This window comes from Variovorax sp. GW821-FHT09B01 (assembly GCF_059418345.1).
The window spans coordinates 35,478-61,176 of sequence record NZ_JBWKPQ010000018.1 but is presented as its reverse complement, the minus strand read 5'-3'; the positions used below and the strand labels follow the sequence as shown (position 1 = coordinate 61,176).

Below are 25,699 nucleotides of genomic sequence, written 5' to 3'. Positions count from 1 at the left end.
GTATGGCCGTGTGTCGCGTCGCCCTTCGAATACACAGGCATGCGAATCGGCCGATTCTTCACACATGCGGGATACATCGGCTGGCTTCAATCGAGTGGCTTTCACTTCATAGAGACCACGCCATGACCGAACCGATTTCCTCCCTCACGCGCCGCCGCCTGCTCGCCACCTCGATGGCCTTCAGCGCCGCGTCGGCCGCCACCGGCGCCTTCGCCATGCTGCGCCCGCCTTCGGCCACCGGCCCCGACGACACCTCGGTGCGGCCTTTCCGCGTCGCCGTCGATCGCGAGACCCTCGTCGACCTGCGCCGTCGCCTCGCCGCCACGCGCTGGCCGAGTGCCGAGACCGTGACCGACACTTCGCAGGGCGTGCGCCTCGCCACCCTGCGTTCGCTGGTGCGCTACTGGGCCACCGACTACGACTGGCGCAAGGGCGAGGCGCGGCTCAATGCCGTGCCGCAATTCGTGACCACCATCGACGGCCTCGACATCCAGTTCGCCCACATCCGCTCGCGCCACGCCGATGCGATGCCGCTGATCATGACCCACGGCTGGCCCGGCTCCATCTTCGAGCTGCTCAAGGTCGTGGGCCCGCTGACCGACCCCACCGCGCATGGCGGCCGCGCCGAGGATGCCTTCCATCTCGTGCTGCCCTCGCTGCCGGGCTTCGGTTTCTCGGGCCAGCCCGAGGCCACCGGCTGGGACTCCAACCACATCGCGCGCGCCTGGGGCGTGCTGATGGCGCGGCTGGGCTACAGGCAGTTCGTCTCGCAGGGCGGCGACTGCGGCTCCGTGATCTCGCACCGCATGGCGATCCAGAAGGTGCCGGGCCTGATCGGCATCCACGTCAACATGCCCGGCACCGTGCCCGCCGAGATCGCCGCCATCCTCGCCGCGGGCGGCCCCGCGCCCGCCGGCCTGCTGCCGAAGGAGCGCGCCGCCTTCGACAAGCTCGACGACTTCTACAGGAACAGTTCGGGCTACTCCGCCATGATGGTCACGCGCCCCCAGACCCTGGGCTACGCCCTCGCCGACTCACCCGTGGGCCAGGCCGCCTGGATCTACGACAAGTTCGCGACCTGGACCTATTCGGGCGGCGTGCCCGAGCGCGTGCTCCCGCGCGACGAGATGCTCGACGACATCTCGCTGTACTGGCTCACCAACAGCGCGACCTCGGCGGCGCAGATCTATTGGGAAGATCACTCGAACAACTTCAATGCGGTGGACATCTCGCTGCCCGCGGCCGTGACGGTGTTTCCGGGCGAGATCTATCAGGCGCCGCGCAGCTGGGCGGACCGGGCCTATCACAAGCTCATCTATTGGAACGAAGTCGACAACGGCGGGCACTTCGCGGCCTGGGAGCAACCGAAGCTGTTCAGCCGTGAGGTGCGGGCGGCATTCAGGTCGTTGCGCTGAGCCGAACGCGCGGGCCCTGTCGTCAATCCGCCGCGTGCGGACTGGGCCCTCGTTCGACCAGCGTGCGCAGCGCCATCTGCGTGCGCGTTCCTTCCACGCCCTCGACCTCGTGGATGCGCGCCAGCAGCACTTCCAGCGCCTGTGCATCGCGCGTGCGCACCTTCAACAGCAGGCCGCTGTCGCCGGTGACGATGTGAATCTCCTCGATATCGGGAAGCGATTCGAGCGCCGCAACCTGGCGCGCACGCTTGACGGTGCTGGTGATCACCTGCACGAAGCACAGCAGCGGCCGCCCCAGCTTCGCGCCATCGAGGCGCGCCACGGTCGCGAGGATCACCCCGTCGCGTTTGAGCCGCTTCACCCGCTCGTGCACCGCGGGCGCCGACAGATGAAGCAATTCACCCAGCGCGGCATAGCTGAGCGTGCTGTCGTTCGCCAGAAGCCCTAACAGTCTTCGGTCGACGGAGTCCAGCCGGGCGGGTGCCTTGCTCTCCGGTTGAAGCTGGTTCGCATTTTTGGCCATGGTTCTGAAAGCGCTAGGGCAGCTGAATGATGTTCGGGAGAATAAGCCAAAGACAGAACATCATTCGGTGAACAACATGCCTCCACTTTCGGACCTCGCTCTTCCTCTCCCAGCATCAGAGGGAGCCCCACCCAGCCGCCTGCTCGGAGAGGTGCCACCGGAAGCATGGGCGCGGGTCCTGTCTCGCATGAGTCCGGTCGGCCATTCATCCCGCGAACAACGTCCGGTGGAAGTGATCGATCACGCCAGCGCCGAGTCGCTTCGCGCGATCGGCGTGCCCGCACAGGCCCGGCCGCTGGAAGAGGTGATCGACCAGATGCTGGACGAGGTCTACCCCTGGCGTGCGCGCATGGACCATCCCCGGTTCCTGGCCTTCATTCCGGGACCGTCTTCGCCGCTGTCGGCCCTGGGCGACTACTTGACCGCTGTTCACAACGTCCACGCCGGCAGCTGGCTGCAGAGTTCGGGGGCCAGCGTCATCGAAGCGGCGCTCATTCAGTGGCTGGCGGCACAGGTCGGGCTCCCGCCTTCGGCCGGCGGCCTGTTCGTGTCGGGGGGCTCCATGGCCAACCTGACGGCGCTTGCGATGGCGCGCGATTTCAAGCTCGAGCCGGCGCAGCGCCTGCAAGGCGTTGCCTACGTTTCGGAGCAAACCCATTCATCCGTTGCCAAGGGGCTGAAGATCCTCGGGCTTCTGCCGCATCAGATTCGCCGCATGCCTACCGACGCCGCGTTCCGCATGGACATGACAGCTCTGGCGGCCGCGGTCGAGCAGGACATCTCCGATGGGCTCAGGCCTTTTGCCGTGGTTGCGAGCGCAGGCACGACGAACACCGGCAGCATCGATCCACTGCGACGGATTCGCGCACTGTGCGACGCACACGACATGTGGATGCACGTGGATGGCGCGTACGGTGCATCCGCCGCGCTGTCGCCATCGCATCGGGGTTTGCTCGACGGCATCGGCGAGGCCGACAGCCTGAGCTGGGATGCGCACAAGTGGCTGTTCCAGACCTACGGCTGTGGGATGGTCTTCGTGCGTCAGCGCAAGCACCTCTCGCAGGTCTTCCATACCCGCCCCGAATACCTGCTCGATGCGCATGCCGACACCGACGCCGAACAGATCAATTTCTGGGACCTCGGCGTCGAACTCACCAGGCCGGCACGCGCACTGAAGCTGTGGCTCACCTTGCAGGTGCTGGGGTCGGACGCCATGGGCGAGGCGATTGCGCATGGTTGCCGGTTGGCAACCTGGGCTCAGGACGAGCTCGAGAAGGATCCTCGCTGGGACATCGTGTCGCCCGCGCAGTTGGGCATCGTCACCTTCCGCATGACGGATGCGGCCATGAGCCCGGAGGCGCTCGATGCGCTGAACAGCGAGATTTCATCGCGGGCACTTCAGGAGGGTTTTGCGACGGTCTTGACGACGCGCTTGCGCAATCGAACCGTGCTGCGAATCTGTGCCATTCATCCGGATGCCACTGAGAGCGACATGCGGGAGACGATTCGGATGCTGTCGTCATGCGCCGACGCGGTGCTCGCCTCAGGCGTTCATATCTCCAAATCCTTTTCGTAACGAACCACCGGCCGTGCCCCTTGAGCCGGTCGCTAACCAGGGATGCTTTATTCGCCCGCGATGCGACGTAAGACTGAATAAGGGAACCCCGGCGCGTCTCGATCTATAGCCCTTCTCCGTCCGCACCACACTGAGGGTGACAAATCCGCGCCGCCCCAATCGCACCCGCCCCACTCTCCTCTGCCACGGCGTCACGCCACCACCAACGGCAACGTCAACCGCGCCTCCAACCCTCCAGTACGCCGGTTCTGCAGCGACAACTCCCCCTGCATCGACCGCGCCAACCGCCGCGCAATCGCCAGCCCAAGCCCAGACCCAGGCTTGTCCTCCTGCCCCTGCCGCCCCCGCACCCACGGCGCGAACACCGCATCGATCTGCGCCGGCTTGATCCCCGGCCCCGAATCCACCACCGCCAGCACCAGCCGTTGCGCATCGACGTGCGCGCACACCCGCACGTCGCTGCCATAGCGCAACGCGTTGTCGATCAGGTTCGCCAGCACGCGCCGCAGCGCGAGCGGGCAGGCGACCACGGGCTGGCCGATGCGGCCGTCGAGTGCGATGGCACGGCCGGCGTCGCGGTAGCCGCGCACGAGGTTGTCGAGCAGGCCGTCGGCATCAACGCGCTGCAGTGGCTCGGCCACGCTGCGCTGCATGCGCGCGCTGGCGACGCTGGCCTCGACCAGCTCCTGCATCTCGGCGAGATCGCGCTGCATCGCTTCGCGCAGCGCGGGGTCGTCGAGCATCTCACAGCGCAGGCCCATGCGGGTGAGCGGGGTGCGCAGGTCGTGGGCATAGGCGGCCTGCACGTCGAGGTGCTCGGCCTCGCGTTCGACGCGGCGGCGCCGGCCCTTGTTGATGGCGCGCGCCAGTCGTGCAATGGCGCGCGGGCCGCTCTCGGGCAGTTCGGGCATGCGGGCATCGCCGCCGTGCGATTCGAGGGCGCGGGCGATGCGCACGGCGCCGGCGCGGTAGGCCAGGAGCTCGAGGCCGAGGCCGGCACCGATCAGCGCGAGCACGACGAGCACCGATACGCCGAGGATCCACAGCAGGCCGTCGTCGATGCTGCAGACCATGGGCGCGAGCGTGGCGGCGTGCGTGTTCTGGCCGAGGGCGGCAAGTGCCAACGCGCGAGCGGCGTACAAGGCCAGGCCCTGCGTGCGCGGGATCGCCTTGGCGGGTGTTTCGGATTCGAGGGCGATGGGGGTCTGAAGGCTGCGTGTCATCTGAAATCTCCTGTCGCCGACGCACCGGCCGGCATGGAAGCGATGACATCACGCGAGGTGGGCCGCCCACCATCGCACCAGCGTTCGCCCAACCCCTACGAAGGTTTGCCCCCGGCATGCGCGCGGCTGGCGCGGCAAGAGACGATGGCGCGGGCGCTGCGCCTCAGCGCCGCGCCTCGGCGTCGTGCAAGGCGTGCCGGATCCAGGCCTCGAGTTCGGCGGCGTCGATCGGTTTCTCGATCAGGCACAGCGCGGTGCTGGCGCGCACGCGCTCGCGCGTGTGCGCCGAGGCATAGGCGGTGATGAACAGCGTGGGCACGCGCAGGCCGTCGCGGTCGAGGCGCTCGAGCAGTTCGATGCCGTCCATGGCCTCCATGCGGATGTCGCACACGAGGCAGCGGGTCTGCCGCTGCAGGCCCGAGGCCAGGAAGTCCATTGCCGATTCGAACGCGCGCGCCTCCCAGCCGAACGAGCGCACCAGGCTGCTGGTGGCGGCGCGCACGAAGGGGTCGTCGTCGACGATGGAAACGAGATCGATGGCTGACAGGGACAAGAGGCTTCCCGTTCTCTACCGGGCTCTGGACGATGGCGCAGGACACGCGGGCACGACCCGGGCTTGCAGAATACCGGCGGCACGGCGCGGCGCCATCATCTCTAGGTATGGTGCGCGACGGCCGGCTGCGCGCGCGGCAGGCCCTGCACGACGCCGAGCGCTTCCATCTTGCGCACCAACTCGGCGACCGAGCGCGATTCCATCTTGCGCATGGCCTGGCCGCGGTGGATCTTCGCGGTGATCTCGGCAATGCCCATGCGGTCGGCGATCTGCTTGTTCATGAGGCCCGAGGCCACGTGCTGCACCACCTCGCGCTCGCGCGGCGTGAGCAGGGCCCAGCAGTCGCGCGAGGCCTGGAGCGCGCGGTCGGTGTCGAGCCGCCCGGCATCGGCATCGAGCGCGGCGGCCACGGCGTCGAGCATGTCCTGGTCGCGAAAGGGCTTGGTGAGGAAGTCGACGGCGCCGGCCTTCATGGCGCGCACGGTCATCGCGATGTCGCCGTGGCCGGTCATGAAGATGATCGGCATGTGCGGACGGCCGGCCTCGCGCAGGGCCTGCTGGAACGCAAGGCCGCTCTGGCCGCGCAGGCGCACGTCGAGCACCAGGCACGAGGGCCCGGGCGCGCGCGGTGCCGCCTGGAACTCCTCGGTGGTGGCGAAGGCGCGCACCTCGAGGTCGACCGAGCGCAGCAGGCTGCCGATGGCGGCGCGCACCAGGTCGTCGTCGTCGACGACGAACACCACGCGCGCGTCGCCGGCCAGCGGGGTGCCCGGGGATCTGGTGAGGAGGTTTTGGGAAGAGGTCATGGGGCGAGGCCGGGTTCGGACAGGGGCAAGGTGAAGACGGCGCGCGTGCCCGCAGGCTCGCGCCGCGACAGCGACAAGGTGCCGCCATGCGCGTCGAGTATCGACTTGCAGATCGCCAGGCCCATGCCCATGCCATCGGCCTTGGTCGTGAACAGCGGCTTCAGCAGGTGCTCGCCCGCTTCTGCGCCGATGCCGGTGCCGGCGTCGTCCACGGTCACGCGCACGCGGCCCTCGCCATCGCCGCCACAGCTCAGGCACAGCGGACGCGGGCCCGGCGGCAGCAAAGCCATGGCCTCGGCGCCGTTCATCAGCAGGTTGACCACCACCTGCTGCAGCTGCACGCGGTCGCCATGCACCAGCACGGGGGCCTCCAGGCCGCGCAGCTCGAGCGCCACGCCGAGCGTGTCGAGCGGGCCGGCCACCAGCACGGCCGCTTCGCGCAGCGCCTCGTTGAGGTCGAAGGCCGCGAGCCGCGGCTCGGCATTGCGTGCCTTGGCGCGCAGGGCCTGGATGATGCTGCGCGCGCGCAGCGCGCTCTTGCCGATGTGGGCGAGCATCTCGCGCGCCTCGGCGATGTCGGGCGGGCTGCGGTCGAGCCAGCGCAGCGCGGCGCTCGCAGAGGTGTCGACGGCGGCGATCGGCTGGCCGACCTCGTGCACGATCGACGCGACCAGCTCGCCCATGGCCTTGAGCCGGGTCGCGCGCTCGAGGTCGGTGAGCGCGCCGCGCAACTGCTCCTCGGCACGGGCACGCTGCCGGTTCTGGTCGACCAGTTCCTCGTACAGGCGAGCGTTCTCGAGCGCGAAGGCGGCCTGCGAGGCGATCACCTCGAGCACCTCGGCCTTGGCCGGGGTGAAGACGTGCGAGGCGAGGTTGTTCTCGAGGTAGAGCACGCCGACCAGGCGCGCATGGCGCATCAGCGGCACGCACAGCACCGAGCGCGGCCGGCGCCGGCGGATGTAGTCGTCCTGCGCAAGCGCGGCGTTCTCGCGCGCATCGTCGATCACCATGTGCTGCTGGGTGCGTGCAACGGCCTGCACGATGCCGAGCGGCAGAACGTCGGGCCCGAAAGCCGCGGCCTCCTGCGTGACGGCGATCGTGCCGTCGACCACCGAGGCCCGCGCGCGCAGTTGCCAGGCGTCCTCGCGCAGCAGCGCCAGCGTGCCGTGCTCGGCACCGGCGTTCTCGAGCGCGGTGCGCAGCAGGGTGTCGACCAGGCGCTCGGGCACGATCTCGCTGGCCAGCGCGTTCGAGATGCGCAGCACGGCCTGCGCATCGAGCGCCTGCAGCCGGCTGCCGGCGCCCACCTGCTCGTCGCTCTCGAACAGGCCGGGGTACTCGGCCTGCAGCAGCCGCACCTTGGCCATGGCGCCCCAGCGCTGCCAGGCGCCGCGCGCATGCCGCAGATTGCCGTAGGCCGACAGCTCGTCGCCGCGCGCCGCATGGAAGGCACCGGCACGTTCGGCCGCCAGCGCCTCCACCTGCGTGAAGCCGTGGCGGCGCGCATGCGTCACGGCGCGCGCATAGGCCTCGACCGCGGCCGCGGGATCGCCATCGATGCGCAGGCGCTCTGCGCGCACCAGTTCGTGCCGCGCGAGAAAGTTGCCGGGGCAGGCCAGGGCCCAGGTCTCGAGCTGGGCCAGGTCGCGCCGCAGCGCGGCCTGCTGCGTGGCGTCGCGTTCGGGCAGCGCGAGCAGCGCCAGCGCGCCGTAGAACGGCAGGTCGCCGCTCTCGGCGAAGGTGCGCGCCGAATCGGCGCAGGCCTCGGCGCGGCGGCGCGCCTCGAGTGCCTCGTCGAGCCGGCCGAACAGCAGCGCGGCCTGCAGGCGATAGACCCAGAACGCGAAGTCCACGAGCGTGGCGGGATCGCCCTCGCGTGGCACGCGCGGCTGCGCCTGCGGGTCGCCGTCGCTGCCGTCCTGCAGTTGCGACAACAGCTGCTTCTGCGCGAGCAACGCGTCGATCACGAGCTGGAAGTTGGCGTCGCGCGCAATCGCCAGGCCGCGCTCGACCGTGTCGCGCACGTCGCCCAGCAGCTCGCCCGCGAACAGCATGCCCGTGGCCTGGTTGCGCCCGCAGTAGATCGCGAAGGTGTGGTCGCCGCTCGCCACGGCGAGCTCGTAGGCGCGCCGGATGTAGTCACGTGCCGCGCGCGCGGGCTGCGACCACGGAACGACCATGGTGCCGAAGGTCATGTAGACCCGGCCGCGGTAGCGCGCGAGGCCGCGCTCGTCGACCAGGTGCAGCGCGAGCGCGCCGAACTCGCGCGCCGTGGCGTAGTCGCCGTAGCGCACGCCGAACACCTGCGTCATGCAGACGTAGCCGTCGGCCGAGGCATCGGCATGGCCGTGCGCGATGCCCAGCCGCGCCATGTGCAGCAGGATCAGGTCGACCAGGTTCTGGTCGGTGTAGAGCGCGGGCGGGATCAGGTCGGCAAAGATGTCGGTGATGGCGCGGCGCAGCGGGTCGGCCACGATCGGCAACTGCCGGAAGGCGGCCATGCCGTGGCGCTCGATCCAGGCCTGCAGGGCCGCATGCTCGCGGTCCACCGCGGCGGCATCGGGCTGGCGCGGCAGCTCGATGCCGGCCTTGCGCAGGAAGGCCAGGCCGACGTCGAGCGCGCGGTCGAAACGGCCCAGCGTGGTGTAAAGCGCCGCGCGCAGACGCGTGAGATCGGCGCCGAAGATGCCCTCGCCCGCGACCTGCTCGAGCGCCGCCAGCCGTGCCTCGGCCACCTCGAGCGCACCGGTCATGAACTCGGCCTCGCCGCACAGGGCGCGTGCATGCAGGCCGTCCTCGCTCGCGTCGTCTTCGCCCAGGAAGGCCAGCGCGGCACGGAAGAAGCCGAGCGCCGAGTGATGGGCGGTGGCGGCCTTGGCCTGCCGGCCGGCCTCGAGGTTGAGCCGCGCGAAGGCGCGCCGCTCCTCGGGCGCGTCGACGGCCGGTCGCGCGAGACTGGCCTGCACGGCGAGCGTGAAGCGCTGCGACGGCGCGCCCTGATACGTGCCCTGGTGCATGCCCTGATTCGCGAGCTGGCGGCGCACGATCTGCAGGTGCAGGCCCGGACGCTCGCCGGCCGCGAGCGAGAGGTAGGCGGCTTCGCGGATGCGGTCGTGCCAGAACACCCAGTCCTCGCCCTCGCAGTGCACGCTGCCGGCCTCGAGCGCGGGTTCGAGCACCGCATCGAGCGCGCGCGTCGCCTCGGCGCCGGGCGCCAGGCCCATGGCCACCGCGAGCGACTCGGCCGAGGCACGGTGGCCGAGGCAGGCCATGACGCGCAGCGCCGCCTGCGCGGACGCAGGCAGCAACTCGAAGCGGCGCGCCATCAGCTCGGCCACGTTGTCCACACCCGGGTGCGAGGCGAGTCGTTCGAGGCTCCAGCGCCATGAGGCGCTGTCCGCGTCGTAGACGAGCACGCCGTCGTCGGCCAGCAGATGCAGCAGGTGGTGCGCGAAGAGCGGATTGCGCCCGGTCTTGTGGCCGATGGCGCGCGCGAGTTCGTCGACCTCGTCGGGAGCCTGCTGCAGCGCCTGCGCGATCATCTCGCGCAGCGCGGCTTCGTCGAGCGGGCCGAGTTCGATGCGCGCGGCGCCGGGCACCTGCGCGAGCGGGCCGGCGCGCAGCGGATGGTCCTCGGCCACCTCGCCCGCGCGGTAGGCGCCCACCAGCAGCAGGGCCGCGTCCTCGTGCTGGTGCAGCAGGCGCTCGAGCACCTGCAGGGTGCCGGCATCGGCCCATTGCAGGTCGTCGAGCAGGATCACGAGCGGCCGCGCCGAACTCGCGAAGCAGGCCAGCAGCCGCGCCATGCCCTGGAGCACCCGTTCGCGCTCGAGGCCGGGAGCGGCGTCGGGCGCATCGGGTGGCTCGGGCTGTGCGCCGAGCACGACGGCGAGCGCGGGCAGCAGCCCCGCGAGGGTGCGGTCGACCGGCTTGGCCGCGGCGGCGATGCGGCGGCGCCAGAGCGCGAACTCGTCCTCGGCGCAACCGAGCACGAACTGCAGCAGCTGCTCGAGCACATCGACCACCAGCGCATAGGGCCGGCCGCGGCGCCCCTCCTCGCTCTTGGCCGTGGCCAGCAGCGGCGCGCACGACTGCTGCATGCGCAGCATGGCCTCGCGCAGCAGCGTCGACTTGCCGATGCCCGAGTGGCCCGAGACCCAGGCCACGCGCGAGCGCGCATCGAGCGCAACGCCACGGTACAGCGCGAGCAGCGCCTCGAGTTCGGCATCGCGGCCCAGCACGCGCGTGAGGCGCGGCAGCCGGCGCAGCGCCGAATGGGCATCGAGCGCGAAGCGCGGGATGCCGCCGCGCTCGCGCAGCAGGGTGTCGCAGCGGCGCAGGTCGGCCAGCACGCCGGCGGCGTCCGCGTAGCGCTGCTCGGGCGCCTTCTCGAGCAGCTTCATGATCAGCAGCGAGAGCTGCTCGGGCACGCCCGCCACCAGCTCGCCGGGCGCGCGCGCGGTGCGGGTCGCATGCGCATGGACGCGTGCCGCGGCATCCTCGCCCTGGAACGGCGGGCGGCCCGTCAGCAACTCGTAGAGCACGCAGCCCAGCGAATAGAGATCGGCGCGCGCGTCCACGCGCAGGTTCATGCGCGCGCCCAGCTCGGGCGCCATGTAATGGAAGCAGTCCTCGTCCCAGGCGGCCTCGCCGTGATCGGGCGCGGCCTCGGCGTCCGACAGGGTGGCGGCATGGCCGAAGCCGGTGAGGCAGGCGCGGCCGTCGGGCGCGAGCAGCAGGCGGTCGGGCGTGATCGCGCGATGCAGCACGCCGGCCGCATGCATCGCGCCGACGGCGGCGACAAGCCGCAGCGCGAGATCGAGGAAGGCCGCCGTGTCGCTGGCGCGCGCGCCGCTGCCGCGCACGGTCTCGCCACCCGGATCGCGCAGCACCAGCAGCGCGCCTTCGCCGTGCGGCATCAGCGCGACGGGAAGCGCGGCCCAGTCGTCGCGCAGCACATGGCGCATGCCGTACTCGCGCTGCAGCAGCGCGGCCGCGGCCGGCGTGGCCTGGCCCCGACCCGCGACCAGCGACGTGGGCCCGGCGCCGGCCCGCGCGCGTTCGAGCCGCGGCATGCCGCCGCTGAGCTCGCGAAAGTCCTGGAACGGCATGGCCTGCCGTTCGAGCGGATCGGGCGCCGCCGCCGGGTTGCGTTCACCGAGTTCCTGATCCTGCATGGTGTGAGCCTCCTGCGTTGAGCGGGCCGCCACGGCGGCCGTGCGATGCAGATGCGCCGTCCATGTTTCCCGGTCCCTCGGCTGCTTCTGACTGTCGGCTTCGATTGGAACCGCGCTGGTCGCGCAGCGACGGCGGCTGGCGTTGGCGGGTGTTAGGCGTTGTTAGGCGACGGCGCCGAAGCGGGGTTTTGACACCCCGGCATGAAAAGTAATGTGCTCATGGGTCGCCTGGACACACAGGCATACAGAGCGCGGCGGGCACGTGCGGCAGCACCCCTAGATTCAGCGCCATCGGCCGATGCCGACCACCCTCCTCCCCCTGTTCAAGCAAGGAAAGACACCATGACCCCGATCTCCCGCCGCCTCGGCGCCACCCTCCTCGCCGGCGCCTTCGGCCTCGCCGCCCTCGCGCCGTTGGCCACCTTCGCGCAGCCCGCGCCCGGCGCACCGGCGCCCAAACCCACCATCGTGCTGGTGCACGGCGCCTTCGCCGACTCGTCGAGCTGGGACGGCGTGGTGCGCGACCTGCAGAAACGCCACTACCCCGTGATCGCGGCCGCGAATCCGCTGCGCGGTCCGGCCTCCGACGCGGCCTCGGTCGCCGCCGTGGTCGATTCGGTGAAGGGGCCCGTGGTGCTCGTGGGCCACTCGTATGGCGGCTCGGTCATCACGGCGGCCGCCAACGGCAAGCCCAACGTGAAGGCGCTGGTCTACGTGGCGGCCTTCGCGCCCGAGGCCGGCGAAACCGCGCTCGGTCTCACCGGCCAGTTTCCGGGCAGCACGCTCGGCCCGACGCTGGCACCGCCGGTGCCGTTGGCCGACGGCGGCAAGGACCTCTACATCGACCAGGGCAAGTTTCCCGCGCAGTTCGCCGCCGACGTGCCGCTGGCCCAGGCGCGCCTGATGGCCGTGGGCCAGCGCCCGATCGCCGAGGCCGCGCTCAACGAAGCGGCGCAGGCGCCGGCCTGGAAGTCGGTGCCCTCGTGGTTCGTCTATGGCGATCGCGACAAGAACATTCCGCCGGCCGCGATGGCTTTTATGGCCGAGCGCGCGCATGCGAAGAAGACGGTGGTGGTCAAGGGCGCCTCGCATGTGGTGATGACCTCGCAGCCCGAGGCGGTCACGCGCGTGATCGTCGAGGCTGCGAGCCGTTGAGAAGGAGCACGCCATGAACGACATGAACATCACAAAGGGCACTAACGGCGTGAAGACGGCACTGGTCTTCGGCGGGGCACGCGGCATCGGTGCCGCCGCCGTGCAGCGCCTCGCGGCCGACGGCCATGCCGTGGCCTTCACCTACGTGTCGCGCCCCGACAAGGCCAGCGAAGTGGTGGCCACCGTGGAATCCGGCGGCGCACAGGCGCTGGCGATCGAGGCGGACAGCGCAGATCCCGCGGCAATCCGCCACGCCGTGGCGCGCGCGGTCGAGCGCTTCGACAGCATCGACGTGCTGGTGGTCAACGCCGGCCTGCTGCGCATGGGCACCATCGACACGGTGAGCCTCGAGGACCTCGACCGCATGCTCGACGTGAACGTGCGCGGCGTCTACCTCGCGATCCAGGCCGCGCTGCCGCACCTGCGCGACGGCGCACGCGTCGTCACGATCGGCAGCAACGTGGCGATCCGCACCGGCCTGGCCGGCGCGAGCGTCTACCAGCTGACGAAGACCGCAGTCGCGGGCCTGGTCAAGGGCGTGGCGCTGGACCTCGCGCCGCGCGGCATCACGGTCAACAACGTCCAGCCCGGCCCGACCGACACCGACATGAATGCCGGCGCGATCGACGCGCTGGCCGGCATGAGCCCGCTCAAGCGGGTCGCGCAGCCGCGCGAGATCGCGGGCCTGATCGCCTACTTGGCGAGCGACGAAGCCCGCTACGTGACCGGCGCGAGCTTCACGATCGACGGCGGGCTCACGCTCTGAAGGCGTCGCCCGCGGCGCTCTCATGTCCGATGCCCGCGCCGCACAAGCACCTCGCCGGCCTCGACGCGGTAGCGCGTCGCATCGACCGCCAGTCCCGGCAGCGCCGCGAGGCAGGCGCGGAATTCCTTCATGTGGGGCGTCTCGAAATGGGCCTGCAGGGCGCCGTCGTCGTCCCACAGCTCGCTGAGCCATGCACGCCCCGCCACCTGCGCGTCGAATCCGATGGCGTAGTGGCGACAGCCCGGCTCCGCGCGCGTAGCGCACTCGAGCACCATGCCCAGTTGCCGCAGGCGTTCGGCGGCCCGAGGGTCGACCTCGATATGCCCGAGCACCGCGATCATGCGTCGCTCCCTTCGATTGCGGCGACATGCGCCACGGCCTCGATCTCGATCAGCCACTCGGGCCGCACCAGGCGCTTGACCACGACGAAGCTGCTGGCCGGCGGCCGCTGCGTGTTCACGAAGCGGTCGCGCACGACGACCACCGAGCGCAGGTCCACCTGGGGCACGCGCTCGTCGCAGAAGTAGTTGAGCTTGACGAGGTCGGCCATCGACGCGCCCACGGCTTCGAGCGCGTGCTGGATATTGAGGAAGCACTGATGCAGCTGCGCGGTGAAGTCGCCTTCGCCGACCAGCGCGCCATCGGCGTCGCGCGCGGCCTGACCCGACACGTGGATGAGGCGGCCGCCCCGGGACTGCACCACGTGCGAGTAGCCCACCGGTGGCGGCAGGGTCGCGGGGTTGTGGAACAGCGTGGAGCTCGGTGCATGGGTCATCGGGAGAGGTCCTTTCAATGGCGGTGGAAGCATCGGCCCATCGGGGCCGCCGCCATTGCAAGGGCTCGAGTGCACTGGAGGTCAAGCACTTTCCGCGCGCGGGCAGCGACGCGGAAAACCCGCCTGGCGATGCGCCCGCTGCTGGCTAGGATCGACGCACACGCAAGGAGACCCGCATGCTCGACATCGCCTCGCTCCAGCAACTGCTGGAACCGATCTTCCCCGGCCTGATGGGCGTGCGCCTCACCGTGCTGGAACCCGATCGCGTGGTGGCGCAGATGGAGGTGCGTGCCGACCTCTGCACCGCCGGCGGCATCCTGCACGGCGGCGCCTACATGGCCTTTGCCGACACGTTGGGCGCGGTCGGCACGATCGCGAACCTGCCCGAGGGCAAGCGCACGACCACCACCGATTCGAGCACCAAGTTCATCGCGGGCGCGAAGCTGGGCACGACCGTGACCGGCACCTGCGTGGCGCTGCACCGGGGCCGCACGACGATGGTGTGGCAGACCTCGGTCACCAATGCCGACGGGCGGCTCTGTGCACTGGTGACGCAGACGCAGCTCGTGCTCGACTGACCGAGGATCAGGCGGCTTTCTTGCCGCCCTCGGCCTTCTCGGGCGTCTTGTGTTCGGCCAGACCCGGCTCGTGGAGCTTCGGGTTCTTCACTTCCTTCATCAGCTTCTCGCCTTCGGTGTCGCGGCCGTCGGTCGGCACCGACTCCTCGCGGGTGACCTCGGGCTCCTCGCGCGGAAGCGGCTCGGTGTTCTCTGCGTGCTCGGCGCTGCGGGTATTGGCTGCCATGGGACCTCCTTTGGCGGGCTTGTGCGGGTGAAACGCACAGCCTCGCCAGCGCGCACGGCGCGGCACGCCATCCTTCGGCGACAGCGCATGCAGGACATTGGCCATGGTCGGCCGGTGCTTCCCTACTTCTTGAGCAAGGTCACGATGCCCGTGACCACCGAGACGATGGCGGTCACGATCGGCGTGACCAGCGTGATGAAGTCGCGGATGCGCTCGGTGTACTGGCGCAGCCGCTGCGCCTTGCCCGGTGCGGGCGAACCGTCGGTGAGCGCGCTCGCGAGGCGGTGCGAGAGCCGGTCGATGCCGCGGTTGCGGCGATGGAACACCAGCAGGCCGGTGAAGATGCCCGTGATGTGGCTGAACGCGATGCTCGTCACGTAGTAGAGGATCTCGCGCCATTCGCGCGCGCCTTGCGGCATCAGCGGCACGTCGTCGGTGTAGGCGATGACAGCCGCCATGCCGAGCACCGACAGCACGGCGATGGCCACGGCCATCAGCAGCTGGTAGGGCAGCCGCACCCTGAACAGCGCGACGAACAGCATGCCCAGGCCCAGCGGCAGCATCACCGAGGCCACGCGCAGGTACAGCTCGTTGAGGTCGAGCAGCACGATGGTGACGGCATGCATCGCGACCAGGCACAGCACGGGCAGCACGAGGAACAGCAGCACCGAGCCGATGCCGGGGCGCTGGGGTTGTGCCGGGGTTGGCGGGATCGCGGGCTCGGCTGCTTCCGGTGCCGCGACCGGCGCGTCCACGGGAGCGGCAACGGGCATCGCCGCCGCGCTGCGCGATGCACTCAGCGCCCCCTCGAGTTCCGCGACCCGCCGCGACAGCGCCTCGAGCTCGCGCCGCAACGGCGCGAAGAAGAACAGGTCGCGCCCGCAGTGCCGGCACGCCAGCGCCTGCTCGGCGATGGGTTCGGCACAGTAGGGGCAGGCGACCGTGCGCGGCGCGTCCGGCGAGGTTGCGGCAACGCCCATGCGGCCTACTGCGCCTTGAACTGGATCAACTTGCTGCTGACGCGACCCTCGGCATCGCCGACCTGCACGCGCAGCTGGTGCTCGCCCGCGGGCACGCGTGCGGCATCGATCGCGATGCCGGTGTCGCTGATGTAGGGCCGCACGCGCTCGGTGAGATCGACCACCGGTTCCTTCATGTACTGCACCTTCACCGTCTTCGGATCGATCACGACGCCGCCGCGCGGCTTGAAGCCGATCTTCAGCGCGACCGCCTCGCGGCCGGCCTCGGTGCTCGGGCTCGCGACCTCGATGCCGGGCCCGCGCGTGAGGCCGGCGCGCTTGTTCTCCAGATAGGCCGAAGGCAGCTTCGCTTCGGCATCGGTGATCAGCTCGAGGCTGGAGGCGGCATGGCAGTACGCCGCGCCGCAGAGCAGGAAGACCAGGGTTGAGAACTTTCCTTTGAACATCGATTGCCTCGCCATTCGCCATTGCCGAAGACCAAAGTCTCGCGCCATCGCAGCGGGCCTCGCGCTACGAAAGCTCGTAGTCGTGAAGCCGCGCCGGCGCCCTTAGCTTCGGGGCATCCACCGCGCGAAAGATGTCATTGCCCACGCTGCTCCACCGCCTCCTTCTTTCAGTGCTCCTGCTGCCGCTGGCCGCCGCGGCCGCACCGCCGTTTCCGCCGCTGGGCGCGGCCTATTCGGAAGTCGGCGGCCTCGTGCGCGAATCCGACGAGTTCGAGAAAGCCGGCCGCTTTCGCGACAGCGACGAACTGCTCCGCCGCGCGCTGCGGCAGTTGCCGCGTGAGCAGGCGACTTCGCTGTCGATGGAGGCCTTTCTCGCGAAGGACCTGATCCTCGGCCGGCTCGCCGACAACAGCGATGCGCGCGCCGACGATGCCGCCCTGCTGGCATGGCTCGAACAGCGCGCAGCCTGGCGCGATGCCTTCTGGGGCCGCGAGGCCAATGCGGCGCTGTCGGGCCGCAACGCACTCGCGCTGCAGTTGTGCAAGGTCGGCCGCTGCCGCGAGGCGCTCGCACTGCAGGAGGAGATCCATCGCCTTACGCTGAAATCGGCCGGCCCGGCCGCGCGCAACACGCTGGTCGCGCGCCACAACCTCGCGGGCACGCTCGGCGAATCGGGCCGCTACGGCGAGGCGCTGGCGATCGGTGACGAGCTTGCGGCAGCCGCGCAGGCGCAATGGGGCGCCGACGATCCGACGACGCTGCGCATGCGCAATGCGGTGGCGGTGAACCTCACCGACCTCGGCCGTTTCGCCGAGGCGCTGAAGCTGCACGAGCAGGTCTACGAAGCGCGCCGCCGCGTTCTGGGCGCGCAGGCACCCGACACGCTGAGTTCGCTGGCCAGCCTGTCGGCCACCTACTCGGCGCTGTACCGCCACCGCGAGGCCCTGGCCTATGCGCAGCGCGTGCACGAGCTCACGGCCGCGGCCCACGGCGACGCCGATCCGCGCAGCGCGCGGGCCGCGAGCGCCGAGGCCATAGAGCTGCGGCGCATGGGCCGGCTCGGCGCGGCGCACGACAAGGCGCGCATGGCCTGGACGCAGCTCGCGGCCGCGCGCGGCGCGGGCCATCCCGACACGCTCTACGCGCTCAACGTCTACGCGAGCGTGCTCGAGGCGCAGGGCCGGCACGAAGAAGCGGCGCAGCGCTCGCGCGAGGCGCTCGACATCCGCGTCGCGCTGATGGGCGAGCAACATCCGCTGACGCTGGCCGCGGTGCACAGCCTGGGCCGCTCGGTGCTGTCGGCCGGCGATGCGAACGAGGCGCTCGCGCTGTTCGAGCGCGCGCACGAGGGCCGGCGCGCGCTGCTGGGCGACGCGCATCCCGAAACGCTGCTGTCGCTGATCGAGCGCATGGGCGCCGCGCTGGCAGCCGACCGGCTCGACACGGTGAAGCCGCTGATGCCGCAGTTCCAGCGCGACGTGGAAGCGCTGCGGGCGCAGCACGGCCTGAGCGTGAAGAGCCGGCGCGCGCTGTTCGAACGCTACGTGGAAGGCTATCGCCACCATGCGCTGGCCAGCGTGCGCGACGGCGAGAACGCGCGGGCCTTCGAGATCGCGGAGCTGTCGAAGGCGCGCACGCTGATCGAGAGCACGGCGCTGCAGCAGGCCAACCGCGGCCGGCTGCTGCCCGCGAAGGAGCAGGAAGCGGTCGACCGGCACGAGGCCGAGCTGGCGCGCATCGACCGCAGCCTCGACGAGACCGGCGCGCAGGTCGACCGGCGCCAGACGCTGGAGGCCGAGCGCAACCGCGTGGTGCTGTCCTATGCCGACCTGCAGCGGCGGCTGCGTTCGCAGCATCCGAAGTACGCGCAGCAGTCGCAGCCGCACCTCGCCTCGCTGGCCGATGCGAAGCGGCTGCTGCCGGCCGACAGCGTGTTCGTGAGCTACCTGCTCGATGGCGACCGCGTGATGGCCTTCGTGGTCGACGGCAGCGGGCTGCTGCAGGCCACCGAGCTCGCACCGCTACCCGGCCTGGCCGACAGCATCGATGCCTACCGCCGGCTGGTGGGCGATGCGCTCGGCGAGGGGCAGGCGGTGTGGCAGCTCGGGCCCGAGCGCTATCGCGTGGCACCGGCCGCGCAGCCGCCGCAGGAGGGCGCGCAACGCGTGAGCGATACGGCGCCGATCGGGCAATGGCTGTCGCGGCGGCTCATCGCGCCGCTGCAGGCGAGCATCGGCACACGGCGGCGGCTGATCGTCTCTCCCGATGGCGCGCTCGCGATGCTGCCCTTCGAGGCGCTGCCCGTCGACGGCGAGCTGCTCGCGCAGCGCCACAGCGTGGGCTATGTGCAGTCGCTCTCGATGATGGAACTGCTGCAGCGCCGCGCGGCCAGTTACGGCCGCCTGCCGCCGCGCAAGGCGATGCTGGCGATCGGCAATCCGGTGTACGAAGGCAATGCACGGGCGGCACAGCCTTCGGCCAAACGCGGCGCGGCCGCCGGCGACGACGCGCTGCTGTCGGCCCGGGCCTCGGCCGAGAGCGAGGAAGGCATCGGCGCGGCGGTCGAGGAATTGCGCGAGAACAGCTGGGAGAACCTGCCTGGCACGCAGCGCGAACTCGAGAGCATCGCGCGCGTGTTCCGGCATCGCCAGGTCGAGGTGATCAGCGGCGCCGACGCGACCGAGCAGAACCTGCAGCGGCTCGACCGCGGCGGCGAGCTCGCGAAGTACCGGCACCTGCTGTTCTCGGTGCACGGCTACCTGAGCCCGAGCGTGCCGGCGCTGAGCGCGCTGGTGCTGGGCCAGGTCGACAACCCGCCGTCGGTGGACGGCTATGTCACGGCCGCGGAATGGCCGGGCTATACCTTGCGCAGCGACCTGGTTGTGATGTCGGCCTGCGAGACCGGCATCGGCAAGGTGGTGGCGGGCGACGGCGTGATGGGACTGCCCTATGCGCTGTACGTGGCGGGCAACGTCAACACGGTGATGACGCTGTGGCCGGTCAGCGACGAGAGCACGGCCCGCTTCATGGAGGCCTTCTTCGCGCGCATCGAGCGCAGGCTGCCGGTGGAACGCGCGCTGGCGGAGACCAAGCGTGCCTTCGCCGAGGGCGAATACGGCGAACGCCTGCGCAAGCCCGCCTACTGGGCGCCGTTCGTGCTCTACGGCACCTGAAGCGCGGGCGCCAAGGGAACGTGGCGCGCCATCGCCTCGGAGGTGGCCCGATCGCGCGGGAACCACATCTCCACGCGCAGCGAGGCCGGCGTCACGTCCTGCGGCAGCGCGAACACGCTCTGCATGACCTCGAAGGACAGCGCACCGAACTCGGTGTCGAAGACGAAGCTGAAATACGGCACGCCGACCGCGCGGCCGCGTTCGGGCATGCGGCCCGGATAGCGGCGCTCGAGCGCGCGCGCAAGCCATTCGACGCGCGAGGCGAGCGCAGGCCGGCTCCAGGTTTCGGCGCGCAGTTGCGTGAGCAGCGCGGCGGCCGTGGCCTCGGGTTCGCGGGCGCGCGACAACAGGCCCTGCGGATGGCCGATGGCCGTGATGATGTCCAGGCCCATGCCGCCACCGCCGGCCGTGCGCCAGAGCCCGGGCATCACGACCGACGACAGCCAGCGCGCGCCACGGTTCTGCTCCACCGTCTTCCAGTCGGCATCGAAGGCCAGGCCCGGATGCGGCAGGTGCGCCTCGAGCGTGCGACGCACGGCCTCGCGCACGAGGGTGGCTTCGGCGCCTTGCGTGTCCTCGTCGGGCTGCGGCAGTGCGAAGCCGCATTGCAACAACGCTGCGTTGCGCACCGACACCGGCACGCCCAGCTCGGCCATCCACGCGAGGATCAGGCTGCGGCTCGGCAGCGCGCGACCCGATTCGAGGAAGCTGATGTGCCGCTGCGAGACGTCGAGACGCCCCGCCAGCTCGAGCTGGCTGATGCCGTGCTCGAGCCGCGTGCGGCGCAGGATCAGCGCGATGCTCACACGGCCGGCCGCTCGCCCATCGCGGAGATCGTGCCCTGGGCGACGGCCACCAGCTTCTCGCCGCCTTCGGCGTCGATCGCGAAGATCTCGCAGGCACAGACGGCCTGGCGCTTGCCGCCGTGCAGCACGCGAGCGCGCGCGAGCAGCGTGTCGCCCTGCGCGGGGCGCACATAGTTGATCTTGTACTCGGCGGTGACGACGGCATCGGACAGCGCGCTGCCACCCGCGAAGGTCAGCGCGTTGTCGGCCAGGTAGCTGAGCACGCCGCCATGGGCGAAGCCGTGCTGCTGCTTGAGCTCGGGTCGCAGCGCGAGGCGCAGTTCGGTGAGTGCGGGGCCGAAGGCCAGGATCTCGGTACCCAGCAGCACGCTGAAGGGCTGGGCCTGCAGCACCGAGCGTGCGTAGGCCAGTTGCTTGGGCTCGCTCATGGCGCGGGCTTCTTCGGCGCCATCTGCGCGGGGTCGTAGAAGAACTGCTCCGCCGCAATGCGCTCGCCCGACCAGCGCTGCCAGGCGATCTCCTCGATGCGGCTGCTGCTGCCGTCGAGCCAGTCGAACTCGAAGATCCAGCGGATCGCGACATGGTCGCCCTGCACGAAGGCCGGCCGCACGCACTGCGAACGGACCGCGGAGGCGCGGGCCAGCGTGGCGCGCTCGCGCGCGATGTTGGCGGCCAGGCCCACGCGCGGGGGCGACTGGTTCTCCTGCATGGACGAGTCCTCGGTGTAGAACTCGGCGAGGGCTTCGGCGTGGAAGTTGGACTCCACGCGCGCGATGAATTTCTCGAGGGTCTCTGCTGTGGGCATGGGAAAGGCTTTCGAATCCGGGAGGGGCGCCGGGGCCCAACGGGCCGGCCGACGTCGGCCATCATGCGACGCGACGCCTGGGTTGTCGATGACCTTGGACGTAGTCAGACGTGCCCCCACCGCGACTCATGCCGCGGCTGATCCGGGCGTCGCGCGTCGCGCAACGCGGCGCAGATCGTGCGTGTTGAGACGTCGAACCTGTGCTGCCTGTGCCTCGTCCAGTCCCTGTGCCGCTTGGAGCAGGAAACGCTTCATCGCCTTGTGCAAGCCTGAGGCGGACCAGGGGGGAGGCCGAGGCACCCCAGCAGCGAAGCGCGCAAGTACCGCAATGCCGCGATTGCTTTGCGCGTCCACATGTGGCTCGAGTCCATGGCGCGCCAGCTCCTCCTCCAGTTCGCGCACATGCGCGGCCGCAATCGGCAGTCGCCTGGTCATGCCTGCGGCATCCTTGACCTCGAGCAGCCACGCCGTTTCGGCGTCGGCAGTTTCCTCGACTCTGGGCGGAATAAGGTCTTCGCAACGTAGCGAAACCACTTCACCGATCCGCAAACCGGTGGCACGGATCCATCGCAGCGCCCGACGCAGCCGGCGCACCGCCTCCTCGTCGCTCTGTAGTCCCAACTGCCGGTCTAGGTGATCCCACTGCATTGGATCTGCTTGATCAGACTGCACTGCCACCGGGGGAATCACAGGCAAAGCGTGGGTCGCAAAGGGGCTGCATGTGAGATACCCGCGATGCACGAGATGTGAAAAAAGGCTACGCAGGATCACCAGCGCCTGGCGCCGTGCCGAAGGAGAGAGCGCGCCTTCGAAAGGTCGCCACATCGGCGACCAGCGTTGATGGTGACGCGGACCGCACCATGCGGCGGGCGGTGAGACGAGGAAATCTGCGTAAGCACCAACGTCATCTGCCGTGAGCGACGACAGTGGCTTGCCACGCTCGAGCGTGGCCCACAGAAGCAGACGTTCGGCTTCCTTGCGATAGGACCGCTGTGTGGCGCTGAGCACCGGCGGCATCGACGAGATCTCCAAACCCGATGACGCACCCCGGCTGTGAAGCCATTCAAGAACAGCCTCGACATCGTTGCTCTCAGGCGACTTGCCTTCAATCGAAGGAGCACACCGAAATGCCCCTCGGCTGCCGTCCAGAGAAGGGGGCAGCATCAACTTCTCAAGAGGCCGAAGCTCCATCGCAGGCTGCACCGCCGCATGGAGCTCGTCGAAGGCAAGTTGCGAACGCTTTCGCAGCGCGTGTCGCCCCACGCGCAGGCCGAGTGCTTGCTCATTCGCTTGAAGCCACTCAGCCACTCGCGCCGCCTTGTGCGCACCGATCCCGGGTACCCTGACCCACCAGCGCGCGCCGCTCTGATTGACGTGCTCCACCAACTCCCGCAGCGTACGTAACCCACTTCGCTCCAACCGGCCAGCCAGTAAGGGATTCAACCAAGCGCTTACCGGATCGTCAGGTCGAGGATCTTCAGCAGTCAGGTCTTCGAGCCAGCGCAGCGCTTCAAGCTGGCGTTGCACAACCCGCGCGCGACGCGAACTTGCGACGCCCTGCCCGACACCATCGCTGGGACCGGCGCCTGGATGCGCCGCCTCGTAAGCCTCGATCTGCTCGGCATGGGAAAAGTCTTCCAATCCCTGCTCGCGGGCGAAATCCTCCAGCGTCGGCAGCTTGGGCGAGCTTGCAAAGCGTTCAGGATCCAGCAGGATCAGCCGTGCAGTACCGGGGCGGCGCTCACGCCGCGCAGCAGCCGCGAAGGCATCGCGCATCCAGCCGATCGTGCGCCTCACGTTGCGCATGTCTGCCGACTCACCCTCAAGACGCAGATACCGATCCCAGCTCGCTCGGGCGTCGAGCCCCTGAATCAACGCCCGCATGAACGCGAAGTGCGCGCGCTGCAAGCGTTGGCGGTGAGTTTTCATGTGGAATCTCGGAGACAGGACGATAGCGGCGTCGCAGCATGCCTTGTCGGACGACACGTGCAAGCCTGCGATGCCGGACGCTCTACCCTCACCCATTCTAACTATCGTCCCATCAAGAGATCTGGGCTGGAAGACCCCGCACAGTGCGGCCTTCCCCCGTCCCTTGGCGTCTGCCCACTCCCACCAACGACTTCCTACAGGGAGCAAAAACGACCCGCCACCACCAGATCGATCGCGCATGCGATTCGCTCAAGAACGTCCGGCGGCGGTTGAACTTGGCCAAGTTCTATGCGAGAGATCATCGAGCACGGCACACCGGCAATTCTGGCCAGCTGCTTTTGGGACAGGCAAGCTGCCGTACGGAGATCGAACAAGTTCCTACCGCTCTGCGTATCCCATCGGGCACTCGGCCGTCTCGATGGACCCCCGATCGCGGGGCGGCTTGCTGTGTCGTCCCCGTGTGTAGATAAAGGTTTTACCAAGGCATCCGATCCAGCCGCTCGCGGCCGTCCAAGCGACGTCAGCTCAATCCGCTGTCGCATGGCATCTTCATGGCTTCAAGCTCGAGGTGACATGCCTCATCGATGATCAGCGAATAAAGCGCTTGCATAAAGCCGCCGCGAATGCCGTGGTCGGCACCAAATATCGCAGCCCTTCGCTGGACCAGATCCATGCGCCGAGGCTCCAGAAGCGACATACCGTGCTTGCGCTTGTGAAGACCGATGCGCCAGCAACAGTCCAGCCGTTGGCGAAGTGCCTGGAGCAGACGCTCGTCTACACCATCGAGCTGATCGTGAAGTGCTTTCAGAGTAACGAGCGCTTGATCGGAGCTGGCGCCTGGTGCCTGAATGTCAAGCGCGTAGAACGAGGATGGTGATTGCATGCGTCCGGTGAAAAGTGTTCCTGGACGCAATCCTTATCGCTTCCGCCATCGACAGCAAGGCTTGCATGGCAAGCAAATCAAGGCGCTCGGATCTCACCGTGCAGCGAGCGCCAAGCCGCGCCGTACAAGGACTATCCCGCTGTGCACCGGCACGGGTTTCGTGCGACGCAATTTCCCTCAAAGGCCCCGGCATCGCGAAAATCCCGGCGGCGGGCCATCCAGTGCCACCGCGCAACGAGATGTCCTGAACTTTTCTCCTACCCAGATCCCCACAACGTGTTCGGACTCGGCAGGCGGTGGCCGAGCGGCGGCCCCAGCCGATGGCTTTCGTCAAATCTGGTAGTTCCTAAACTGCTTTCGCTTTCATCTAATCAAGCTCGTCAACCCAGCGAAAGCGAAACATGCACATCGTCGCAGGCACAGCCAACAATTTGTCGACCAGCGCATTTTCGGCAATGGCGCACTACCGCTATCGAGTATTCGTCGAGAAACTTGGCTGGAAGCTCGCAAACGATGGCATCACCGAACTCGATCAGTTCGACCGTGCCGACACCCTGTATGTCATGGCTCGCGAACGAGACGCCCGGTTGCGAGGCGTTGCCAGACTTCTTCCGACCGATCGGCCCTACCTGCTGAGCGACGTTTTTGCGGATCTGCTTGATGGCCATCCACCTCCGCGCAGCGCGAAGGTGTGGGAGCTTTCCAGATTCGCTGTCATCGACCTCGACGCTTCCGATACAGCAACCCAGGAGCCAGGCGAGGCACCTGGTCGCGCGTTGGCATTGCTGGACGTCGTCATGCGGCTCGCGGCCTTCAGTGGTGCGGACGAACTGATCACGGTTTCGCCGCTCGGGGTTGAGCGCATTCTTCGACGCGCCGGTATCGTTGCACATCGCATGGGCAGACCAGTTTGCCTGAACCAGCTTCTCGTGTACGCATGTCGGATCGAAATTGAGCCCTCGATGCGCAGCCGCTCATGCCTTCAACCAGTTCTCTGAATGTTGGCTCGATGCTTGTGGTATGTCTACTACGCCAAGCCCTCTCAGAGTAGCGATCGGACCCTCGAGCGACGTCGTCACCACCTTGCGCATTCTCACATCAGCAGCCGAAGACGCAACATACGCGCGACCGCCGCAGCCTTGTTTGTCACATGCAGTTTTCGGATTGCGTTCTTCACGTGGTAGTTGACTGTGTTAGGCGAAACACCTAACAAGATGGCAACCTCTTCCGACGTCTTCCCGTCTGCCGTCCATCGCAAGACATCCAACTCCCGAGTCGTGAGCGCCGGATACACCCGATGTTGATCCGGCCAGAGCGCGTCCGAAAGGTGAAAGTGTGCAGCATCCGCCAACCACTGCATCTGCGCTCCTCGCCCCAGGAGTTCTGCCGGCGAGAGCATCTCTCGCGATCGCGCCAGCGTGAGCATCCCAACGCTGCCGTTCGGATCAAAGGAAGATTGGGCCCAACCCACACGCAATCCCGCCTCACGCGCTTCCGACCAAAGCTGCGGCGTGGCTTCGAAGACTTCCTGACGCCAGACCAACGACGCGCGCGAGCGAACTCCGTGCGCCACCGTCGGATCGATCGCGAGATAGTCCTGTTCACGATAACGGTGCTGCCAGATCGACGGATAGTTATTGATCATCAGCGTCTTCGGGCGGGCGAAAGAGTCGAAGAACCTTACGCCATAGGCGCAGTGCTCAAACCCCAAACGTCGCGCCCCCCGCGCAATCACTTCGAACTTGGAAGCCGCTCCCAAAGCTCGTCTCAACGCATCGTGGATCTCCAGAAAGAAGTTGTTCGTTCGAATGAAGCTTTCGCTCAGTCGAGGCTTGGCGAGCCGCAGCGTGCGGCCGAGGCGTTGTTCCAAAAATGGTAGGTAGCGAATTTTCTTCACTGTCGAA

The 25,699-nt window shown here is 68.9% G+C and carries 24 protein-coding genes; 7 read left to right on the top strand and 17 right to left on the bottom strand.

From position 1 onward, the window contains the following. Positions 1-122: 122 nt before the first annotated feature. The gene (locus AC07RV_RS33650; RefSeq protein WP_444813540.1) at positions 123-1,415 is read left to right on the top strand and encodes an epoxide hydrolase family protein; all 1,293 of its coding nucleotides are present in this window, start codon (positions 123-125) and stop codon (positions 1,413-1,415) included. A gap of 22 nt (positions 1,416-1,437) precedes the next feature. Here the strand turns inward: AC07RV_RS33650 and AC07RV_RS33645 are convergent, their stop codons facing one another. After that, entirely contained in the window at positions 1,438-1,938 is a 501-nt protein-coding gene (locus tag AC07RV_RS33645) for an Lrp/AsnC family transcriptional regulator (protein WP_296779310.1), read from the bottom strand. Between the two features lie 187 nt (positions 1,939-2,125). Here AC07RV_RS33645 and AC07RV_RS33640 point away from each other — a divergent pair, with 187 nt between their 5' ends. Then, entirely contained in the window at positions 2,126-3,514 is a 1,389-nt protein-coding gene (locus AC07RV_RS33640) for a pyridoxal phosphate-dependent decarboxylase family protein (RefSeq protein WP_495338101.1), read from the top strand. A 191-nt stretch (positions 3,515-3,705) separates the two neighbouring features. Here the strand turns inward: AC07RV_RS33640 and AC07RV_RS33635 are convergent, their stop codons facing one another. The 4 genes from AC07RV_RS33635 to AC07RV_RS33620 all read right to left on the bottom strand — a co-directional run bounded on the left by AC07RV_RS33635 (position 3,706) and on the right by AC07RV_RS33620 (position 11,207). Next, positions 3,706-4,737, bottom strand: a complete 1,032-nt coding sequence (locus AC07RV_RS33635; RefSeq protein ID WP_296779302.1) for an ATP-binding protein — start codon at positions 4,735-4,737, stop codon at positions 3,706-3,708. Between the two features lie 163 nt (positions 4,738-4,900). Then, the gene (locus tag AC07RV_RS33630) at positions 4,901-5,290 is read right to left on the bottom strand and encodes a response regulator transcription factor (protein ID WP_296779298.1); all 390 of its coding nucleotides are present in this window, start codon (positions 5,288-5,290) and stop codon (positions 4,901-4,903) included. A 101-nt stretch (positions 5,291-5,391) separates the two neighbouring features. Continuing rightward, positions 5,392-6,096 carry a response regulator transcription factor gene (locus AC07RV_RS33625; protein ID WP_296779293.1) on the bottom strand — a complete coding sequence of 235 codons (705 nt, stop codon included), beginning with the start codon at positions 6,094-6,096 and terminating at the stop codon, positions 5,392-5,394. Then, positions 6,093-11,207: a trifunctional serine/threonine-protein kinase/ATP-binding protein/sensor histidine kinase gene (locus AC07RV_RS33620; protein WP_296779601.1), complete on the bottom strand. Its 5,115-nt coding sequence runs from the start codon at positions 11,205-11,207 to the stop codon at positions 6,093-6,095. The genes AC07RV_RS33625 and AC07RV_RS33620 overlap by 4 nt, the downstream gene beginning before the upstream one ends. A gap of 408 nt (positions 11,208-11,615) precedes the next feature. Here AC07RV_RS33620 and AC07RV_RS33615 point away from each other — a divergent pair, with 408 nt between their 5' ends. Together AC07RV_RS33615 and AC07RV_RS33610 are read left to right on the top strand one after the other, a co-directional pair. Continuing rightward, positions 11,616-12,428, top strand: coding sequence for an alpha/beta fold hydrolase (locus AC07RV_RS33615; RefSeq protein ID WP_208508171.1), 813 nt, complete (start codon positions 11,616-11,618; stop codon positions 12,426-12,428). 13 nt (positions 12,429-12,441) lie between these two features. Further along, positions 12,442-13,194 (top strand): SDR family oxidoreductase, encoded by a 753-nt coding sequence (locus AC07RV_RS33610; protein ID WP_296779282.1) that lies wholly within the window; start codon positions 12,442-12,444, stop codon positions 13,192-13,194. A 20-nt stretch (positions 13,195-13,214) separates the two neighbouring features. Here the strand turns inward: AC07RV_RS33610 and AC07RV_RS33605 are convergent, their stop codons facing one another. Both AC07RV_RS33605 and AC07RV_RS33600 read right to left on the bottom strand, forming a co-directional pair. Beyond that, positions 13,215-13,535, bottom strand: a complete 321-nt coding sequence (locus AC07RV_RS33605; RefSeq protein ID WP_208508169.1) for a putative quinol monooxygenase — start codon at positions 13,533-13,535, stop codon at positions 13,215-13,217. Further along, entirely contained in the window at positions 13,532-13,969 is a 438-nt protein-coding gene (locus AC07RV_RS33600) for a RidA family protein (RefSeq protein WP_296779274.1), read from the bottom strand. Before AC07RV_RS33600 ends, AC07RV_RS33605 begins: the two co-directional genes overlap by 4 nt. Positions 13,970-14,145: 176 nt before the next feature. Between AC07RV_RS33600 and AC07RV_RS33595 the strand changes: the two genes are divergently transcribed. Next, entirely contained in the window at positions 14,146-14,547 is a 402-nt protein-coding gene (locus AC07RV_RS33595) for a PaaI family thioesterase (RefSeq protein ID WP_296779269.1), read from the top strand. 7 nt (positions 14,548-14,554) lie between these two features. Here the strand turns inward: AC07RV_RS33595 and AC07RV_RS33590 are convergent, their stop codons facing one another. From AC07RV_RS33590 to AC07RV_RS33580, 3 genes are read right to left on the bottom strand one after another with little or no spacing between them, the layout of a single operon-like run. After that, the gene (locus AC07RV_RS33590) at positions 14,555-14,878 is read right to left on the bottom strand and encodes a hypothetical protein (RefSeq protein WP_296779265.1); all 324 of its coding nucleotides are present in this window, start codon (positions 14,876-14,878) and stop codon (positions 14,555-14,557) included. Positions 14,879-14,895: 17 nt separating this feature from the next. Beyond that, a complete protein-coding gene (locus tag AC07RV_RS33585; RefSeq protein WP_296779263.1) occupies positions 14,896-15,753 on the bottom strand; it encodes a zinc ribbon domain-containing protein in 858 nt (285 codons plus the stop codon). Between the two features lie 5 nt (positions 15,754-15,758). Continuing rightward, positions 15,759-16,199 carry a hypothetical protein gene (locus AC07RV_RS33580; RefSeq protein WP_296779262.1) on the bottom strand — a complete coding sequence of 147 codons (441 nt, stop codon included), beginning with the start codon at positions 16,197-16,199 and terminating at the stop codon, positions 15,759-15,761. Positions 16,200-16,369: 170 nt separating this feature from the next. Between AC07RV_RS33580 and AC07RV_RS33575 the strand changes: the two genes are divergently transcribed. Next, entirely contained in the window at positions 16,370-19,372 is a 3,003-nt protein-coding gene (locus AC07RV_RS33575; protein ID WP_296779260.1) for a CHAT domain-containing tetratricopeptide repeat protein, read from the top strand. Here the strand turns inward: AC07RV_RS33575 and AC07RV_RS33570 are convergent. From AC07RV_RS33570 to AC07RV_RS33545, 6 genes are all read right to left on the bottom strand, one after another. Beyond that, positions 19,360-20,178, bottom strand: a complete 819-nt coding sequence (locus AC07RV_RS33570) for an MmyB family transcriptional regulator (protein ID WP_208512629.1) — start codon at positions 20,176-20,178, stop codon at positions 19,360-19,362. The two genes, AC07RV_RS33575 and AC07RV_RS33570, sit on opposite strands and share 13 nt — an antisense overlap. Next, positions 20,175-20,606 (bottom strand): PaaI family thioesterase, encoded by a 432-nt coding sequence (locus tag AC07RV_RS33565; RefSeq protein WP_296779255.1) that lies wholly within the window; start codon positions 20,604-20,606, stop codon positions 20,175-20,177. Before AC07RV_RS33565 ends, AC07RV_RS33570 begins: the two co-directional genes overlap by 4 nt. After that, entirely contained in the window at positions 20,603-20,983 is a 381-nt protein-coding gene (locus AC07RV_RS33560; RefSeq protein WP_296779253.1) for a nuclear transport factor 2 family protein, read from the bottom strand. Before AC07RV_RS33560 ends, AC07RV_RS33565 begins: the two co-directional genes overlap by 4 nt. 126 nt (positions 20,984-21,109) lie before the next feature. Then, positions 21,110-22,912, bottom strand: a complete 1,803-nt coding sequence (locus tag AC07RV_RS33555) for a phage integrase family protein (protein WP_296779251.1) — start codon at positions 22,910-22,912, stop codon at positions 21,110-21,112. Positions 22,913-23,106: 194 nt separating this feature from the next. Further along, the gene (locus AC07RV_RS33550) at positions 23,107-23,454 is read right to left on the bottom strand and encodes a helix-turn-helix domain-containing protein (protein ID WP_366928998.1); all 348 of its coding nucleotides are present in this window, start codon (positions 23,452-23,454) and stop codon (positions 23,107-23,109) included. Next, the gene (locus AC07RV_RS33545; protein ID WP_208512624.1) at positions 23,433-23,795 is read right to left on the bottom strand and encodes a chorismate mutase; all 363 of its coding nucleotides are present in this window, start codon (positions 23,793-23,795) and stop codon (positions 23,433-23,435) included. The genes AC07RV_RS33550 and AC07RV_RS33545 overlap by 22 nt, the downstream gene beginning before the upstream one ends. A gap of 401 nt (positions 23,796-24,196) precedes the next feature. On the opposite strand from AC07RV_RS33545, the gene AC07RV_RS33540 reads away from it, so the two are divergent. Further along, positions 24,197-24,793 carry an acyl-homoserine-lactone synthase gene (locus AC07RV_RS33540; RefSeq protein WP_296779248.1) on the top strand — a complete coding sequence of 199 codons (597 nt, stop codon included), beginning with the start codon at positions 24,197-24,199 and terminating at the stop codon, positions 24,791-24,793. Between the two features lie 95 nt (positions 24,794-24,888). Here the strand turns inward: AC07RV_RS33540 and AC07RV_RS33535 are convergent, their stop codons facing one another. Then, positions 24,889-25,692, bottom strand: a complete 804-nt coding sequence (locus AC07RV_RS33535; protein ID WP_208512622.1) for a LuxR family transcriptional regulator — start codon at positions 25,690-25,692, stop codon at positions 24,889-24,891. Positions 25,693-25,699: the final 7 nt, after the last annotated feature.